Here is a 16,295-nt window from a genome sequence, read left to right as displayed (position 1 = left end):
ATTGGATGATAATTTTTAATGAAAATATGAAACTTGAAACAGAAAGACTGGTCTTAAAAGAGATCCATGAAGGTCATATAGAAGATATTCTTCGAATTAGAAGTAATGAAGTAACCAATCAATATGTGCGAAGAAATTCTCCTAAGAGCAACTATGATGCATTGGAATTTATCTTACACATCAAAAGAGAAACTCAGAATAAGAAAGTTTTTTTTGCGGGAATTTCATATAAAAATGGTTGGAATCTTATCGGAACAATTTGTCTGTGGAACTTTTCAGAAGATAGGAAGACCGCAGAAGTCGGATATGAACTGCTGCCGGATTATCACAGGAAAGGAATTATGTCTGAAGCTCTCAGTGCTGTTTTGGATTATGGATTCAAAAACTTGCAGTTACAGAAGATTGTTGCAATTACCAGTCAGTTTAATGAAAATTCTAAAGGACTTCTTTTAAAGCATCATTTTATCCTTGAAGAAGGTAAAAAAGACGAAGGTCATCCGGATAATATTATTTTTGGTTTAAAAAGGAGATAAATGCTGATAGATTTCTATTGCTTCTATAGTGTTATATCATTTTTAATCAAAAATAAAAGTGAAGATATTTAAAGTCTGAATTATGCTTTTATTTTAATATTAATTACTTTTGCAGTATGACCTGGACAGAAATTTTAGCCCCGATAAAAAGCACTGAATACTTTACGACCCTTTGGGAAAAAGTAAAGAACGAATACGCAACCACCAAAGTTTTTCCTCCGAAAAATCAAATTTTCAGAGCGCTTGAACTTACACCGTTTGAGGACGTTGAGGTAGTGATTATCGGTCAGGACCCTTATCATAATGATTATCAGGCGAATGGATTGTGTTTTTCTGTTTCTGAGCAGGTTACAGCGCCGCCATCTCTTAAAAATATTTTTATCGAACTAAAAGATGATCTTGGAGTGGTAAGAACTTCCAAAGAATTAGATGACTGGGGGAAACAAGGGGTTCTTTTGCTAAATGCAACGTTAACGGTACGGGCACATACTCCAAACTCTCATAAAGATCTTGGTTGGGAACAATTTACCAACTTTATCATCAAGGAGATTTCAGATAAAAAAGAAAATGTAGTCTTCGTATTGTGGGGAGCTTTTGCACAGAAAAAAGCCGAACTGATTGATCCGGCTAAGCATTTTATATTGAAGTCCGCACACCCGTCACCGTTTTCTGTTTATAGAGGATTCTTCGGAAGCAAACCTTTCTCAAAAATTAATGAATATCTTGTATCCAAAGGAAAGAAGCCTATTTCGTGGTAGTGTCAGATGAAGCCCCGGCTTTTTTAATACTGACTCCTATCTTATATTTTCCATTTAATGCTGTGGCTCCTTCTGATTTAGGATATGGAGTTACCTCTTGTAACGTAATAGTATAACCGTTGAAATCTGTCGATTGGCGATAGTTTCGATTGGGGAAGTCCATGCTTGCAAGGTTCAGAAGTACAGGTCGGGTAGAGGTTCCCATGACTTCAACTTGTGCAAGAGCCACTCCGGCCCAGATACAATTTACGCCTTCAGGACAACGGCTGTCTTCAGAAATCCCTTTGAAAGTAATATTCATCTGATATTCTTTCAGGAATTTATTTTCTCCTTCATTCAGGTAAATGAGATCATTCTTCTGATCATTAGACTTTGTATTGGTTGTCATTTCAGGGGCTTTTGTGTCCGCCTTAGCTTTCTTTTGGGCATCGCATCCCGTTAATGCGAAAATTCCCAGGCTGAATATAATGGCTTTATGGAACATGATTTTTCTTTTTTTGAGTTAAATAATATCAAACATATTAAGAAGTACTACCAAAAACATTGCCACACCTACTACAAAACTGAACCCGGTACCATAAATAAATCCGATTAAAGCCCCTTTAGTAGATTGTAAAGCTTTGTTCATGTCTTTACTGTCGTGAAGCATTTCACCAATAAATACACCTGCAAACATTCCAACCAGAAAGCCTAACGGAATTGGAATGAATATTCCCACAATAGTTCCTATTACAGAACCAATGCTTCCCCAACGTGTTCCGCCATATTTTCTGTTGGTTCTTGCGGGGATCACATAGCTTAAAACCACAGAGGCAGCTGTGAGGATTCCGAAAGCCCATACATAGAGCATGGGAAGATCAGCGTCAGTTCCGAATTTGTAGATCAGCAAGCCACAAATACTTAATAAAAGTCCTGGTAAAACAGGGAGGAATGTTCCCAATATTCCTACAAACAATAAAATAAGACAGAGAATATTAATGACAGTTGTATCCATTCTTTTCTTTAAAATATAAACGAAGATATGAAACCTTAGTGATTCAACAAATAGGCCTGATTGTGAAAATACAGGAGTTTCCTGAATAGGATAAAGAAATTTTGTGCCCCTTTTAAAATTTGGGATGAAAATTGATTGTGAATAGTAACATCATCATCCTTAATTTTATAAATTTGCTGTAATGAAAGATGACCTACAGGATACCAAGAACTATTTGCAGGAAATAAGCGAGCAGTTGTACATTTATATCACCCAGATTTCACCCTCCGGGCTGGATTGGGTTATTCATATTATTGTAAAGTTGGCATTGCTTTGTGCAGTATTTTTAATTGTAGACTTTGTTTTTAAATTTGTTATCAATTTTATTTTCCGCCTTTTTCACAACGAAGAAAAATTTCCGGTTCTTAAATCCATCTATCAATCCAAAATTACCAATTCAGTAGCTCATTTTGCGGCTCTGACTATAGTAGGAGGGATACAGGGCTCTATTTTTCCAGAAGGAGCATTACCTAAGACAACAATTTTTATCATACGCTGTGTTAATCTGGGATTGGTAATGATTCTTGCAGGCATGTTGTACAGATCATTAACCGCATTGAGAAATTACTTTTCTATCAAGCAGGATTTCTATAAAATTATGGCATTAAATGCCATTTCAGAAACAATGAAAATCCTTGGACTCTTTGTGTTTACGGTTGTAGGTATTTGTGTGGTCTTCGGGATCAAAGGAACAACCATTGTAGGAAGTTTGGGAGCTATTACAGCAGTTTTGGTGCTTGTTTTCAGAGATACTATCTTAGGGTTTGTAACAGGAATTCATGTAGCGACTTCCAAGAATATGAAAGTGGGAGACTGGATTAGTATTCCCAAATACAGTATAGAAGGCAATATTACAGAGATCAGCCTTCTGACTACAAAAATTACCAATTTTGACAAAACGGTTTCCACTATTCCTACCTATGATTTCCTGACTACGGAGATCAAAAACATGCAGATCATGTCTGAATCCAATAACAGGAGAATTAAAAAATCTATTTATTTCAATATCAACTCCTTTAAGTTTCTTACGGATGAGGATATTGAACGGTTAAAAGAAATTAACCTTATTGCAGATTATCTGGAACAGAAAAGAGTGGAGATCAGGAGAGAAAAAGAAAGCCTGAGTAATAACGATAAAATTATTAACGGAAGGCAGCTTACCAATATTGGTGTTTTCAGATATTATGCACAGAGATATATAGAAAATGATCCTGATATAGAAAAGAATGCAACAAGAATGGTTCGCCAGCTGGAAATTACTCCGCAAGGTCTTCCGCTTGAAGTGTATTGTTTTGCGAATGATTCCAAATGGGAACATTTCGAGCAGATCCAGGCTGATATTTTTGATCATTTATTGGTAGCATCCAAAGAATTTGAACTTCAGGTGATGCAGGTAAGTGTTAAATTATAAATAGAAAGCGTAAAGCAAGCAGTTGAACTCTTTCCAAAAAATAAATAAAATTTTAAATGATAAAGAAATTAGAACACCAAAAAGAAGCAATAAGTCTGGATGAATTTCCAACTTTTGGCTTCACTTTCTAACTTCTGCTATCTAATATCTAAATATAAAAATGACAAAACTAAGCGTAAACATCAATAAGATTGCGACATTAAGAAATGCAAGAGGAGGTGAAACACCGAGTGTGACAGAAGCTGCTATAAAGATTCAGGAATTCGGTGGACAGGGAATTACGATTCACCCAAGACCGGATGAGAGGCACATTACAAGAAAAGATGTCTATGATCTGAAGCCATTGGTGACGACTGAGTTTAATATTGAAGGAAATCCACATCAGTCTTTTATTGATATGGTATTGGATGTGAAACCTGAACAGGTAACTCTGGTTCCGGATGCAGATGATGCCATTACTTCTAATGCAGGATGGGATACGAAAAAGCATCTGGACTATCTTACCGAGATTATTGCAGCGTTTAAAAATGCAGGTATTCGTACCTCCATCTTTCTTGATCCTTTACCTGAGTTGGTAGAATATGCAGCAAAGACTGGAGCAGACAGGATTGAACTGTATACAGAAGCATATGCCAAAAATTATCTATCCAATAAAGAACAGGCGATCAAACCTTATTATGACACTGCCGTTGTGGCCAATGAATTCGGTTTAGGGATCAATGCCGGTCACGATCTTAGTTTAGAGAATCTGAAATATTTTGCAGATACTATTCCTAACTTATTAGAAGTATCCATTGGGCATGCTTTGGTTTCTGAGGCTTTATATATGGGCTTGGAAAATACAGTTCAGTCTTACTTGAAGAGATTGGCAACATGGTAATAATAAATACAAGGTCCCGGAGTGTAAACAGTATAAGGCAACCAAAATTATCCGGAATCTGTATTTGAAATCTATTATTTAAAGAAAATATGGAAATCTTAAACTCAAAAATATTTGGCGAAGGTTCTAGCGCTACGCCGCTTTTAGTATTCCACGGGCTATTTGGAATGCTTGATAACTGGGGAAGCTTCGGGAAAGACCTTGGAGAATACCTTCCTGTACATCTTATTGATCTTAGAAACCACGGAAGAAGTTTTCATTCCGATGATATGTCCCATGATGATTTGGCGGATGACATTGTTCGTTATATGGATCATTATGGCATTCAGAAAGCGCATGTTTTAGGACATTCTTTAGGTGGCAAAGCAGTGATGCAGTTTGCTATAAAATATCCCGAAAAAGTAGAGAAGCTGATTGTTGTAGATATTTCACCAAAAGCTTATCCGCCCCATCATCAGGGGATTATCAAAGCTCTTGAAACGGTAGATTTTAATACAGTAGGTTCAAGAAATGATGTGGAGGCTGTATTGAATCAGTACATTCCTGAAAAATCAACAATACAGTTTTTAACAAAGAACCTATACTGGGATGATAATAAAAAGCTGAACTGGAGATTCAATCTTAAAACCCTGTCTGAGAAGTATAATGAATTCGTATCCAATGCTATTAAATTTGGTGTTTTTGAGGGAGAAGCTTTATTTATAGCAGGAGAGAAGTCTAATTATATTCTTCCACAAGATGAATATGGAATCAAACAGCAATTCCCAAAAGCGAAGATAGTGACTGTTAAGAATGCAGGGCATTGGGTTCAGGCTGAAAATCCTGTTGATTTTGCTATAGTTGTCAAGCAGTTTCTTGGTTTGAATTAAAAATATACTTTATGTTTTGATAATATGTTAAAATTATCTTAAAGTGTTTATTTATTTCTCCATGAGTTGAAATTTTTGTACATTCGATTATCAAATAAACAAACATATTAACTTATGGAAAACAAAAACTCAAAAAAGAAACCGTTTTTCGCATCATTTCTTGAAAAACAACTTAAAGATCCTGAAACAGTAAAAGGAGGAACGAATATTACAATTCCAGAAAGGGATGTTATTACAAAGCCCATTATCGATGATGTAACTTCTAAGTTGAACGATATGGAGCATACTATGAAATATCCTTCTGACGGTGATGATGATGCCGCTCAACTATAAAATGATTATTTTACAGTAACATATTAACAAAATTGTAACAAAGGGGGAAACTTAACAGGTTAAGTTTCCCTTTTTAATAAAAGGGGCAAAATGATTTTCTGTATTACCCATTCAAAGGATTTTTATACTATTGATCGTTTCTTTCAACACCTTTCTTCTAAAAATATCCCTTATTTCAGACTGAATTCTGACCAACTGAACCATCTTCAGAAAATCAGTATTAATGAGAACTCATTTGAGATAACTGATGAGAAAGGAAATTTTATTCATTCTGATCATATCACAGGAGTGTGGCATAGAAAAGCATGGCGTATTAGCGTTCCTGAAGAACTGGATCAGGAATATGAAAAAATCTTTCGAAATGAATATGCAAGTCTCCGCTACAATCTGTTTACCCAACTGGAGCATCTTCCATGGATCAATCCTTACGAAAATGAAAGGAAAATAGATGGAAATAAAATGCTTCAGCTAAAAATAGCTCACCAAAATAATCTGATTATTCCAGCTACTATTTTTTCTAATGATGAAGAGAAAGTAAAAGCTTTTTTTGAGCAGCATTGCTCAGGAAAAGCCATTGCCAAACTTCATGGGGTAACCCGGAAAACAATGAATGGTGAAGATCTGATCTCCACGATGATTATCGAACAGGATACATTGGAAAACCTTTCAGATATTATCTATTGTCCTATGATTTTTCAGCCTTATATTGATAAAGAATATGAATTGAGGATTATGTATGTAGATGGAGAATTTTTTACAGGAAAGATCAATAACAGTGAAAATGCAGATTGGAGAGTAGGTCACGAAGGCTATTTTTGGATCGCTTATGAATTGCCTGATGAGGTCAAAACAAATCTGGTTTCGATGATGAAGGAAATGGGATTGTATACAGGCGCTATTGACATGATCCGGGGAAAAGATGGTAAATATTATTTTCTAGAAGTTAATCCACAGGGAGAATGGGGAATGCTTGAAAAAGAACTAGGGTTTCCTATAGCAGAAAGAATTGCCGATAATCTTATTAAAAGAATTAATATCCATGAATAAAATCTTAATTATAACACATACTGCAGATAATTTTTCCATTGAAAAGGTAACGGAATATATCAAAGAAAATGATTGCGAAGTTATTCGCTTTGATGTTGACCTATATCCTTTACATAACAAACTGTCCACTGTTTTTCAGGACGGATCATGGGTGACATTTCTTGAAACATCTGAAAAAAAATATCGTTTGAATGATATTTCAGCAGTCTGGTACCGCCGGGCTTACAATATAGGGAAAGGACTAAAGGAGGAAATGGATCCTAAATTCTATAGTGCAGCCATGGGAGAAATCCGTAATACATTGTTCGGATTCTTTGAATCTATCGATGTGTATGCATTAGGAAAACCAAGTGTCTATAGAAGGCTGGATAGTAAAGAAGAACAGTTGAAAATTGCTCAGAAAATAGGACTCACCATTCCGGAAACTTGTCTGACAAATAATCCTGAAGAGGCCAAACAGTTTATTCTGAAACATCAGAATGTAGTGGCCAAAATGCAAACAGGTTTTGCTATCTATGAAAACGGTGTGGAAAATGTAGTCTTTACCAATGTAGTTAGTGAAGATAAACTTGAAGAACTTGATTCACTTTTGTATTGCCCAATGCAGTTCCAGAAAATGATTCAGAAGAAAAAAGAACTTCGGGTTACCATTGTAGGAAGAGATGTCTATGCTTTTGAAGTGGATTCTCAACAGTTTGAAGATGCTAAAGTGGACTGGAGAAAAGACGGAGTTAATCTGCTGGATAAATGGACACAGACAGAGCTTCCCACTGATGTTAAAGAAAAGCTTCTGGAGCTTCTTGATATTTACAATGTAGACTATGGAGCAATAGATATTATTGTTTCTCCTGAAGATGAATATTATTTCATCGAAATCAATGCTGCAGGAGAATTCTTCTGGCTGGATAATCTCACAGAAGCGAACCTTATCTCTAAAAGTATCGCAGATGTTCTTTGTGACAAAGCTCCAAGAAGAGATAATGTGGTGATGGTATAAATGATTAACTTTTTATATAGTAGTCCCGGAAGTTTTTGAATGCTTTCGGGGCTTTTTATGTAATGGTGACTATCCTGGCAATATTCAAATAATTTTTGCCATTCCTTCAAAGGAAGCGTGTTTTTACGTTTTCAAATAAATTAAATATTGTTGCGGTATTCACTTCACCTCAATAAAAATATAAGGTTTTCGTAAGGCTTAAGGATACTTCTAATACATACAATTTATCAACGTAAAAATCTTAAGTGTTCAAAAGGGTTGATACCTTTTGGCTTCTTGGAATCCATAATTTGTGGTTTAAATAATAAAATACTTCATTTAAGTTTCAAATTTTGTGATTTCCAGAATGATAATATTGGTTAAATAAAGTTGAATTTTGCTTTAAAAATCGCAAATTTGCAAAAGCAGTTTTTGGGGTAACTTTTACAGGAACCTTAAGAATTGTAAGATAGAAAATATTATCATATTTTAGTCAGCAATCAAGCAACATAATTAATGGTTTTTGTAACGGGTGCAACCGGAATTCTGGGAAGAATAATCGTGTTGGAACTTCTTAAAAGAGGTAAAAACGTACGTGCTTCCAAAAGATCGGGCAGCAATTTAAACGAAGTAAGGCATTCATACAGCTTTTATACGGAGAATCCTGATGATTTTTTTAATAAGATCGAATGGGTTAATGTAGATTTTGATGATATTGATTCCTTAAAAGATGCATTGAAAGAGGTAGATGAAGTCTATCACTGTGCTGCAAAAGTAAGCTTTCATCCCAAAGATGAAAAAGAAATGTACCGTACCAATATTAAAGGTACCGAAAACTTATTGTTTGCCTGTGAAGGATCTGGTGTTAAAAAATTTCTGCACGTAAGCTCTGTAGCTGTTTTGGATAACTATAATGAAAAGGGAGAGTTGGATGAAGATTCTGACTTCAATCCGAAACTGGAACATTCTGCCTATGCTATTTCCAAGCATTTATCCGAAATGGAAGCCTGGAGAGCGTCTGCTGAAGGCTTGAATGTAGTTATTATCAATCCGGGAATGATCGTAGGAAGCGGAAACTGGACCCAAAGCAGCGGTGAACTGTTTTCAACTTTTGAAGACAATAGCTTTACTTTTGCAGGCGGGTCTGCTTATGTAGATGTGAGAGATGTTGCTAAAACAGCCATTGAACTCATGGAAAACAATGTTTTTGGAGAACGTTTTATTATTGTTTCTGAAAACAACAGATATGCTGATCTGGCAAAACAGATCAGAACCCGATTAGGTCTTAAAGAGGCAAGAATTCTTACAAGATCTCAATTAAATATAGGAAAATTAGCCAGTACCCTCTTCGGATGGCTGATTCCCAAATTGAGAATGGCTACAGAATCAAATATTGAAGCCATATCCTCATTCAACACCATTTCCAATCACAAAGTCAGGGAGAAACTGAATTACCAGTTTATTCCGATACAAGAGAGCATCGACTTTCACCTGAACAATTATATTAACGACAAAAAGCTGAAGAAATGAATCTTGCAGAGGCAATAATCCTTAAAAATGTAGAAAAACATCCTATAAAAGGGGCAATCGGTTTTAAAAAGAAAGAAGAAGCCTGGAAAGAGCTGAGCTGGAAGAAATTCAGTGAGATTATTTTTAAAACAGCCAATGCCTTAAAGGAAGCAGGAGTTCAGGAAAACGATAAAGTTGCTATTTATTCAGACAATTCATCTGAATGGATGATTATGGATCTGGCTGCAATGGCTATAGGAGCGATTACCGTTCCTATTTATTCTACGAATAATGCTGAGCAGGCAGAATATATCATAAAAGATTCCGGAGCTAAGGTAGTTTTGGTAGGAAATCAAATGCAGTATGATGCCTGTCTGGAACTTTTACACAAAGAGGATAACTATCTTGAAACCATTATTATTGCTAAAAAAGCAGTTTGGATCAAGAAAGAATTCAATAGTTTTTATCTTGAAGACTTTATCGCAAAATCTTCTTCAGAACTAGAAATCTGTAAGAAAGAAGATGAAGATACAGCAACACTTATCTATACTTCCGGAACTACCGGAACGCCCAAAGGTGTTATGCTTACCCACGGTAATTTCATCAAAGCATTTGATTCTCACTTTGAATTTTTTAAGTTTAAAAACTTTGAAGAAGAACTTTCATTGGCGTTTCTACCTTTAAGTCACGTTTTTGAAAGAAGCTGGAGCCTATTATGTCTTTATGGAGGAGCAAGAGTGTACTTCCTTGAAGATCCGAAAAATGTAGCCAAAGCCTTGGAAGAAGTAAAGCCTACTGCGATGTGTGCAGTACCAAGGTTCTTCCAGAAAGTATATGCCGGAGTGTTAGAAAAGGCAGAAGAAGGATCATCTTTCAAGAAAAAGATTTTTGACTGGGCTTTGAAAACAGGATGGGAAACTGCAGAATTAAGAAGAAATGAGAAACCGATTCCTTTTGGATTAAAAATAAAAGAATCCATTGCCGATATGTTGGTCTTCAGTAAGATCAAGAATAAAATGGGGGGAAGACTATGGTTTTTGCCTTGTGGAGGAGCTTCGCTATCACCTGAAGTAACCCGATTCTTTGAGTCGGTGGGAATTCACGTTACTGTTGGATATGGATTAACAGAAACTACAGCTACTTTGACCCTTTTCCCTTTAACGCATTTTGAACATGCTACGAGCGGAAAACCATTACCGGGGGTAGAAATCCGTATCGGAGAAAGTGATGAGATCCAGGCCAGAGGAAACGGAATCATGAAAGGGTATTATAACAGACCTGAAGAAACTCAAAAAGTATTTACAGAAGACGGCTGGTTTAAAACCGGTGATGCAGGTAAAATTGATGATAAAGGTAACCTGATTATTACAGACCGACTTAAGGATCTGATGAAGACTTCTAACGGAAAATATATTGCTCCACAACAGATTGAAAACCTTCTGACCAATAATAATTTCATTCAGCAAATCATGCTGGTTGCAGAAGGAAGACAGTTTGTTTCTGCTTTAATCGTTCCGAATTTTGAATTCTTACAGGATTATATTAAAAAGAATAATATTCCTTTTACAAACTGGGAAGATGTGGTGAAAAATGAAAAAATAATCAGTCTTTATAAAGAAAAGATTAAGGAACTGCAACATCAACTTGCCGATTATGAGAAAGTGAAAAAATTCACTCTGATGCCAGCAGAATTTGATATCAATACCGGAGAAATCACTCCAACATTGAAAGTGAAGAGAAATGTAGTTCTTAAAAAATATGCAGATATTATAGAGAAGATGTATTAATCGACTTGTCAACTACAAAAAATGCGAAAACAAGCTTTAAATACTTAAGTTGTATCACTTAAATTAAACTATGACAACACCATTTATAGGAAAAGAAAATTTCACCATTCATACACAAACGGTTTCAGAGAGCTGCCCTTCTAATATTGCCTTGATTAAATATTGGGGAAAATATGACAATCAGATTCCAGCCAATCCAAGTATCAGTTATACATTAAATCATTGTAAAACCAATACTACGATGGAATTTTTGGCTGATGAACCTTTTTCTGTACAAACCTTTTTATCAGGGAATGAAGAAGTGAAATTTGCTGAAAAGATTGAAAAATACTTCAAAAATATTGAACAGTATCTTCCATGGATTTTAAAAGGAAAATACATCATCAGAACAGAAAATACATTTCCACACAGTTCAGGAATTGCAAGTTCTGCTTCCGGATTCGGGGCTATTGCTAAATGTCTGATGGCATTAGATGAAACATTTACTGGAAAAACTTCTGAAGAAGAGTCTCTGAGAAAAGCTTCATTTTTAGCCAGATTAGGAAGTGGAAGTGCATGCAGAAGTTTATACAATGGATTGATCGTTTGGGGTGAAACAGAAGAAGTTCAGGGAAGCTCAGATCTATTTGCAGTAGAATATCCTGAGACTGAAATTCATGAGGTATTCAAAAATTTCAATGATTGGGTGTTATTGATCCATGAGGGGCAGAAAAGCGTTTCTTCAACTGTAGGACATGGTTTGATGAATACCAATCCTTATGCAGAAAGAAGATTCCAGGAGGCAAGGGAAAACTTTGTTCCAATGAAGGAAATTCTGAAAAGTGGAGATATGGAACGTTTTATCAAATTGGTAGAACATGAAGCTCTTACCCTTCATGCCATGATGATGATGAGTGATCCTGCTTTTATATTGATGAAAACAGGAACATTGGAGGTCATCAATAAAATATGGGATTTTAGAAAAGATACTGGTTTACCATTATTCTTTACCCTGGACGCAGGTGCTAACGTCCATCTTTTATTCCCAGGGGATACTTCAGAAGAGCAGATTAAAACATTTATAGAAACTGAATTACTACAACACACTCAAAAGAATGGGGTAGTGAAGGATGTAATGAAGTTTTAAAAACAAACATAATATTCAATAGGTGGGCTTTTGCTCACCTATTTTGTTAATCTTCAGTGACTACAGCATCGCGTTCGCCATCTTCCTGCTTTCCTTCCTTTATCATTTGTTCCGCTTCTGCTTTTTCTTCAGGGCTGGCTGTTTCTACCAGTTCCTCTTGTTCATCATTGTGGTGATCTATGAAAAACTCACAATATACCGGCAAGTGATCTGATCCAAAATTTTCCAATGTCTTCAGTTGTCTGATAAAAATATCTTCGCTGTGAAACATCAGATCAATGGGAAATCTTAAAAAACGATATTTTGCATGGAAAGTAGAAACAAAAGAATGTCCTATTCTCGGATCTATAAGATGGCTTGTTTTTCTGAAAAGTACAGATGATCTTGACCAAGCAACATTATTGAAATCTCCCACAACAATAACTGGTTTTTTGATATCTTTTACCCGTTTGGCTGTACTTAAAAGATCGCCGTCTCTTTCCTTGGAAGTTTCCTCTTCTGTAGGGCTTGGTGGTGGTGGATGGACCCCAAAGAAAACAAAAGAGAACCCATCATTGGTTTCCATATGTACCTCAATGCTCGGAATATCATCTGCTACAAAATAATGAGTTCTGGCTTCCTTAATTTCAACTCTTGAATAAAAGTGCATTCCATAAGTATTTTCAAGGGTCACTTTGTGCTGGTATGGATATTTTTTTTCCAGATTTCTCATTGCTTTTTCCCAATCACTATTGCTTTCCATAGTCATGAAAAAATCAGGCTCATATTTTTCAATAAGTTTAAAAAACCTTTCATATTCATTATTGAATTGATACACATTGGCTGAGACAAAATGGAGTTTTTCCGAGGATTTGTTACGGTGTTTATGTTTTTTTACAGGATAGAAGCGAGTATATTTAATAAGGGTTTGGCTGTGATAAACAAACAAAACAAGCAGAAATCCCTGATAATACCATAAATATGCTTTAGAATCAATTATGAATCCTAATAGAAACGTAAAAAATATAAGATAAGTGACCTGTATTTTAGCAAATTCGGGAACCCGGAATATCCAGTGAGAATGCTGAATTTTGGGCAGTACAGTGAAGACCAGTAAAAGTATGGTCAGAATCAGATAAATAATCCACATATGAAAATTCTTTGGCTGAAATAATTTTGTCACAATTTAAGAAAAATGAATTTTAAAATCCTCTAACCAATTTAAATTTTAGGTAATTATATACAATTTTACACTAATGCGAATGTAAAATTGTATATAGCCACTAAATTTTATTTTACCTATTTTAGTTATCTAAACCTGTTTCTTATGAATAAAATAGCAGCAATTCTTTTCGTATTCAGTAACTTCTGTTTCGGACAACATAATCAGGAAATTGAGAAACCTATCCGTAACCTGTTTCTTGGCATGAAAAATGCTGATCCTGAGCTTGTAAAAACAGCCTTTGCTGAAAATGCCAGTATGCAGACCATTACAAAAGAGGGAATTGTAAAAAGTGATCAGGTACAGGATTTCATAGCAAGTGTTTCTAAGTTTACAAAGGATGATCTGGATGAAAGAATTAGGATAGAAGCTGTGCATACAGATGGAAATCTGGCAAGTGTGTTTACACCTTATAGTTTTTACCTGAAAGGGAAATTATCCCATTGCGGAGTCAATAGTTTTCAATTGGTGAAACAAAATGGTGAATGGAAAATTCAATATGTTATTGATACCAGACGAAAGGATCATTGTAAGGAAATAAAATAATAGAATTTTAATTATTCAGGAAATAAAAAATGAAAATCCATCATATTGCCATTATTGGCTCAGACTACGAAGTATCAAAGCAATTTTATACAGAGGTTTTAGGATTACAGATTGTTCGTGAGGTCTATCGTGAAGAAAGAAAGTCTTATAAATTAGATCTGGCTATTGGAGATCATTATGTAATCGAACTGTTCTCATTTCCTGATCCTCCTGCAAGGCCCTCCCGGCCTGAAGCTTGTGGATTAAGACATCTTGCTTTTTCGGTTGAAAATGTAACGGAAAAACGAAACGAATTGATAAGAAAAGGACTTACTTGTGAAGAGATCCGCATAGATGAATTCACAGGAAAAGAGTTTTTCTTTACCCAGGATCCTGACCAATTGCCATTAGAGTTCTATGAAATGTAATTAGTGGGCGTAACCTGCAAAGAAGCTAACCGCCATGATCGCTAAAACAACTGAGGAAATGAATACATATATGTAATCTTTTTCCTTTAAATAACCTATTAAAGCGAAGACAATTCTCATCAGCGGAGTGACGATCAATAAAAGAATTCCCAATTGAATAATAGCCATTCCTTCCCCTTTGCATAAAGAGTCCCAAAAGTGGCTCCAGACCTTCTCAGAAGAAGTTCCCACTACAAGGCTGGTGTATTTTTTAGGCATTTCAAAACCTTCGGTAAAAAGTTTGATAAAACCGATGAGTGAGGTAGCCACAGATAGAATTACACCCAGTCTTAGGAGATTTCCTACGGAGCGGTTCAGATCGACATCTGTAAAATTCTTTTTCATTATCTGAAGCTTTTATTGATACCGTTATACATCATATAGACCGAAAGGATTGTAATCACAATAGCAAAAAATACCTTTAGTTTTTTAGTTTTGGATACCATGAGTGTTTTAGAACCGATAAAGCTTCCAATAACCACTCCTATCAGTACAGGTGCTGCAATTACAGGAATAATTTCGCCTCGCTGGAAATAAATCAGTGCACTGGCAACAGCCGTTACCCCAATCATAAAATTACTGGTGGTTGTAGAAACTTTGAATGGAAGTTTCATCATATTGTCCATAGCCAAAACCTTTAAAGCTCCTGAACCAATTCCTAAAAGCCCGGACATTGCTCCGGCAAACATCATCATTAAAAATCCAGGAACTGTATTTCTTGCAGAATAATTTTTTAATATCCCTTTATCCGGAAAAGTACCGTAAAGTTTTAGTTTCTCTTCAAGACTTCCATGAATCAAAGGTTCCTGATGGTCTGGTTTTCCTTTAAGATTCAAAATAACTGTTAAAAGAAGAATACTTGCGAAAATAATTCCAATGGTATTCGGATTAAGCATCCCCGAAACTAAAGCCCCTACAATAGCTCCAGCCGTAGTGGCAATTTCGAGAAACATACCGATTCTCATATTCGTAAAACCTTCTTTTACAAAAGCAACTGCTGCACCGGAAGAAGTTCCGATCACAGAAATGAGTGATGCACCGATAGCATAATGCATTGGAACACCGAATCCCAGCGTTAATAAAGGAATAATGATAACCCCTCCTCCAAGCCCTGTAAGTGAGCCTAATAGGCCCGCAGAAATGGCGCCAAAGAAGAGTATGATGATTTCTGACATACTACAATTAATGTTACAAATATAAAATTATTGTAGTAGTCTGCCAAACATTTGAAAAAGATAAATTTAACGTATTTTTGTATGCATGAAAAATGAAATGAAATTATTTTATGTGATCCTTGGGGCAACTCCTAAAGGAAGAAACATAGAGCAGCATGACGTGTTTTTTGGAATTGCTGAAAGTCTGAAGGACTTGATTCCAGATATGAAAGCCTTTTGGAAGGAGGCGGAAGGAAAGATTCACCTTGACTGTTATCAGGAGGTAAGATTTGCTGATGGCTATGAAGTGAAAATCGTTGAAAAAGGAGAAACTTCATCAGAAGACCAACTGTTCTTTCTTAATTTGGGAGGATATAAGCCCGGTTTTTTTGAAGAATTTCATGAACAACATCTAATGGTAGGACAATCGATGGGAGAGATCGTGAAAAGAGCAAAAGCAACAGAATTCTATAAGACTATGGGATTTGAAGGAGCAGTAAGCCATATTGATGATAAGCATGGAGTAGATATTGATGATATTTTTAATGTCAATGATATTCTTCCGGAAGCTATGAAAGAAAAATATTCTATTGTTCTTACAAAATCTGATGTTGAAAATCAAGAGAATCCAATGGGGCTAGGATATTTAAAAATTGATAAAATTCAATAAGCGTAAATCTAATAAA

19 protein-coding genes are annotated in these 16,295 nt (G+C 35.6%); 14 read left to right on the top strand and 5 right to left on the bottom strand.

Annotation, left to right across the window (positions count from 1 at the left end; translation table 11 throughout):
• Positions 1–26 precede the first annotated feature (26 nt).
• On the top strand, positions 27–533 hold the full coding sequence (locus EL260_RS19185) for a GNAT family N-acetyltransferase (protein ID WP_123857132.1): 507 nt from the start codon (positions 27–29) through the stop codon (positions 531–533).
• A gap of 116 nt (positions 534–649) precedes the next feature.
• Positions 650–1,291, top strand: a complete 642-nt coding sequence (locus EL260_RS19180; RefSeq protein ID WP_123857130.1) for a uracil-DNA glycosylase — start codon at positions 650–652, stop codon at positions 1,289–1,291.
• On the opposite strand, the gene EL260_RS19175 is transcribed toward EL260_RS19180, so the two are convergent.
• Positions 1,278–1,775 carry a hypothetical protein gene (locus EL260_RS19175; RefSeq protein WP_123857129.1) on the bottom strand — a complete coding sequence of 166 codons (498 nt, stop codon included), beginning with the start codon at positions 1,773–1,775 and terminating at the stop codon, positions 1,278–1,280. The genes EL260_RS19180 and EL260_RS19175 overlap by 14 nt on opposite strands.
• 18 nt (positions 1,776–1,793) lie before the next feature.
• Positions 1,794–2,285 carry a DUF456 domain-containing protein gene (locus EL260_RS19170; protein ID WP_123857127.1) on the bottom strand — a complete coding sequence of 164 codons (492 nt, stop codon included), beginning with the start codon at positions 2,283–2,285 and terminating at the stop codon, positions 1,794–1,796.
• A gap of 181 nt (positions 2,286–2,466) precedes the next feature.
• On the opposite strand from EL260_RS19170, the gene EL260_RS19165 reads away from it, so the two are divergent.
• The 9 genes from EL260_RS19165 (at position 2,467) to EL260_RS19125 (ending at position 12,262) form a co-directional block, all read left to right on the top strand.
• On the top strand, positions 2,467–3,735 hold the full coding sequence (locus tag EL260_RS19165; protein ID WP_123857125.1) for a mechanosensitive ion channel family protein: 1,269 nt from the start codon (positions 2,467–2,469) through the stop codon (positions 3,733–3,735).
• A gap of 160 nt (positions 3,736–3,895) precedes the next feature.
• Complete coding sequence (locus EL260_RS19160; protein WP_123857123.1) at positions 3,896–4,615, top strand: pyridoxine 5'-phosphate synthase; 720 nt, start codon at positions 3,896–3,898, stop codon at positions 4,613–4,615.
• Between the two features lie 89 nt (positions 4,616–4,704).
• Positions 4,705–5,484: an alpha/beta fold hydrolase gene (locus EL260_RS19155; protein WP_123857122.1), complete on the top strand. Its 780-nt coding sequence runs from the start codon at positions 4,705–4,707 to the stop codon at positions 5,482–5,484.
• Between the two features lie 114 nt (positions 5,485–5,598).
• Entirely contained in the window at positions 5,599–5,817 is a 219-nt protein-coding gene (locus EL260_RS19150; protein ID WP_123857120.1) for a microviridin/marinostatin family tricyclic proteinase inhibitor, read from the top strand.
• A 90-nt stretch (positions 5,818–5,907) separates the two neighbouring features.
• Positions 5,908–6,864, top strand: coding sequence for an MvdC/MvdD family ATP grasp protein (locus tag EL260_RS19145; RefSeq protein WP_123857118.1), 957 nt, complete (start codon positions 5,908–5,910; stop codon positions 6,862–6,864).
• On the top strand, positions 6,857–7,861 hold the full coding sequence (locus EL260_RS19140; RefSeq protein WP_123857116.1) for an MvdD family ATP-grasp ribosomal peptide maturase: 1,005 nt from the start codon (positions 6,857–6,859) through the stop codon (positions 7,859–7,861). Before EL260_RS19145 ends, EL260_RS19140 begins: the two co-directional genes overlap by 8 nt.
• A gap of 495 nt (positions 7,862–8,356) precedes the next feature.
• Positions 8,357–9,370, top strand: a complete 1,014-nt coding sequence (locus tag EL260_RS19135) for an NAD-dependent epimerase/dehydratase family protein (RefSeq protein ID WP_123857114.1) — start codon at positions 8,357–8,359, stop codon at positions 9,368–9,370.
• Positions 9,367–11,136 carry an AMP-dependent synthetase/ligase gene (locus tag EL260_RS19130; RefSeq protein WP_123857112.1) on the top strand — a complete coding sequence of 590 codons (1,770 nt, stop codon included), beginning with the start codon at positions 9,367–9,369 and terminating at the stop codon, positions 11,134–11,136. Before EL260_RS19135 ends, EL260_RS19130 begins: the two co-directional genes overlap by 4 nt.
• 70 nt (positions 11,137–11,206) lie before the next feature.
• The gene (locus EL260_RS19125; RefSeq protein WP_123857110.1) at positions 11,207–12,262 is read left to right on the top strand and encodes a diphosphomevalonate/mevalonate 3,5-bisphosphate decarboxylase family protein; all 1,056 of its coding nucleotides are present in this window, start codon (positions 11,207–11,209) and stop codon (positions 12,260–12,262) included.
• A 46-nt stretch (positions 12,263–12,308) separates the two neighbouring features.
• On the opposite strand, the gene EL260_RS19120 is transcribed toward EL260_RS19125, so the two are convergent.
• The gene (locus EL260_RS19120; RefSeq protein ID WP_228445538.1) at positions 12,309–13,424 is read right to left on the bottom strand and encodes an endonuclease/exonuclease/phosphatase family protein; all 1,116 of its coding nucleotides are present in this window, start codon (positions 13,422–13,424) and stop codon (positions 12,309–12,311) included.
• Positions 13,425–13,568: 144 nt separating this feature from the next.
• Here EL260_RS19120 and EL260_RS19115 point away from each other — a divergent pair, with 144 nt between their 5' ends.
• Positions 13,569–14,009 (top strand): nuclear transport factor 2 family protein, encoded by a 441-nt coding sequence (locus tag EL260_RS19115; protein WP_123857109.1) that lies wholly within the window; start codon positions 13,569–13,571, stop codon positions 14,007–14,009.
• Between the two features lie 29 nt (positions 14,010–14,038).
• Positions 14,039–14,416, top strand: a complete 378-nt coding sequence (gene gloA2 / locus EL260_RS19110; RefSeq protein ID WP_123857107.1) for an SMU1112c/YaeR family gloxylase I-like metalloprotein — start codon at positions 14,039–14,041, stop codon at positions 14,414–14,416.
• Here the strand turns inward: gloA2 and EL260_RS19105 are convergent, their stop codons facing one another.
• Together EL260_RS19105 and EL260_RS19100 are read right to left on the bottom strand one after the other, a co-directional pair.
• Positions 14,417–14,800, bottom strand: a complete 384-nt coding sequence (locus EL260_RS19105) for a DUF1634 domain-containing protein (RefSeq protein ID WP_123857106.1) — start codon at positions 14,798–14,800, stop codon at positions 14,417–14,419.
• The gene (locus EL260_RS19100; protein WP_123318315.1) at positions 14,800–15,630 is read right to left on the bottom strand and encodes a sulfite exporter TauE/SafE family protein; all 831 of its coding nucleotides are present in this window, start codon (positions 15,628–15,630) and stop codon (positions 14,800–14,802) included. Before EL260_RS19100 ends, EL260_RS19105 begins: the two co-directional genes overlap by 1 nt.
• Positions 15,631–15,727: 97 nt before the next feature.
• Between EL260_RS19100 and EL260_RS19095 the strand changes: the two genes are divergently transcribed.
• Complete coding sequence (locus EL260_RS19095) at positions 15,728–16,279, top strand: DUF1543 domain-containing protein (protein ID WP_123857104.1); 552 nt, start codon at positions 15,728–15,730, stop codon at positions 16,277–16,279.
• Positions 16,280–16,295 lie beyond the last annotated feature (16 nt).

It is taken from the genome of Chryseobacterium nakagawai (assembly GCF_900637665.1).
Taxonomy (GTDB): domain Bacteria; phylum Bacteroidota; class Bacteroidia; order Flavobacteriales; family Weeksellaceae; genus Chryseobacterium; species Chryseobacterium nakagawai.
The sequence above is the reverse complement of the archived record's forward strand: the minus strand, read 5'-3'. Positions and strand labels throughout refer to the sequence as shown.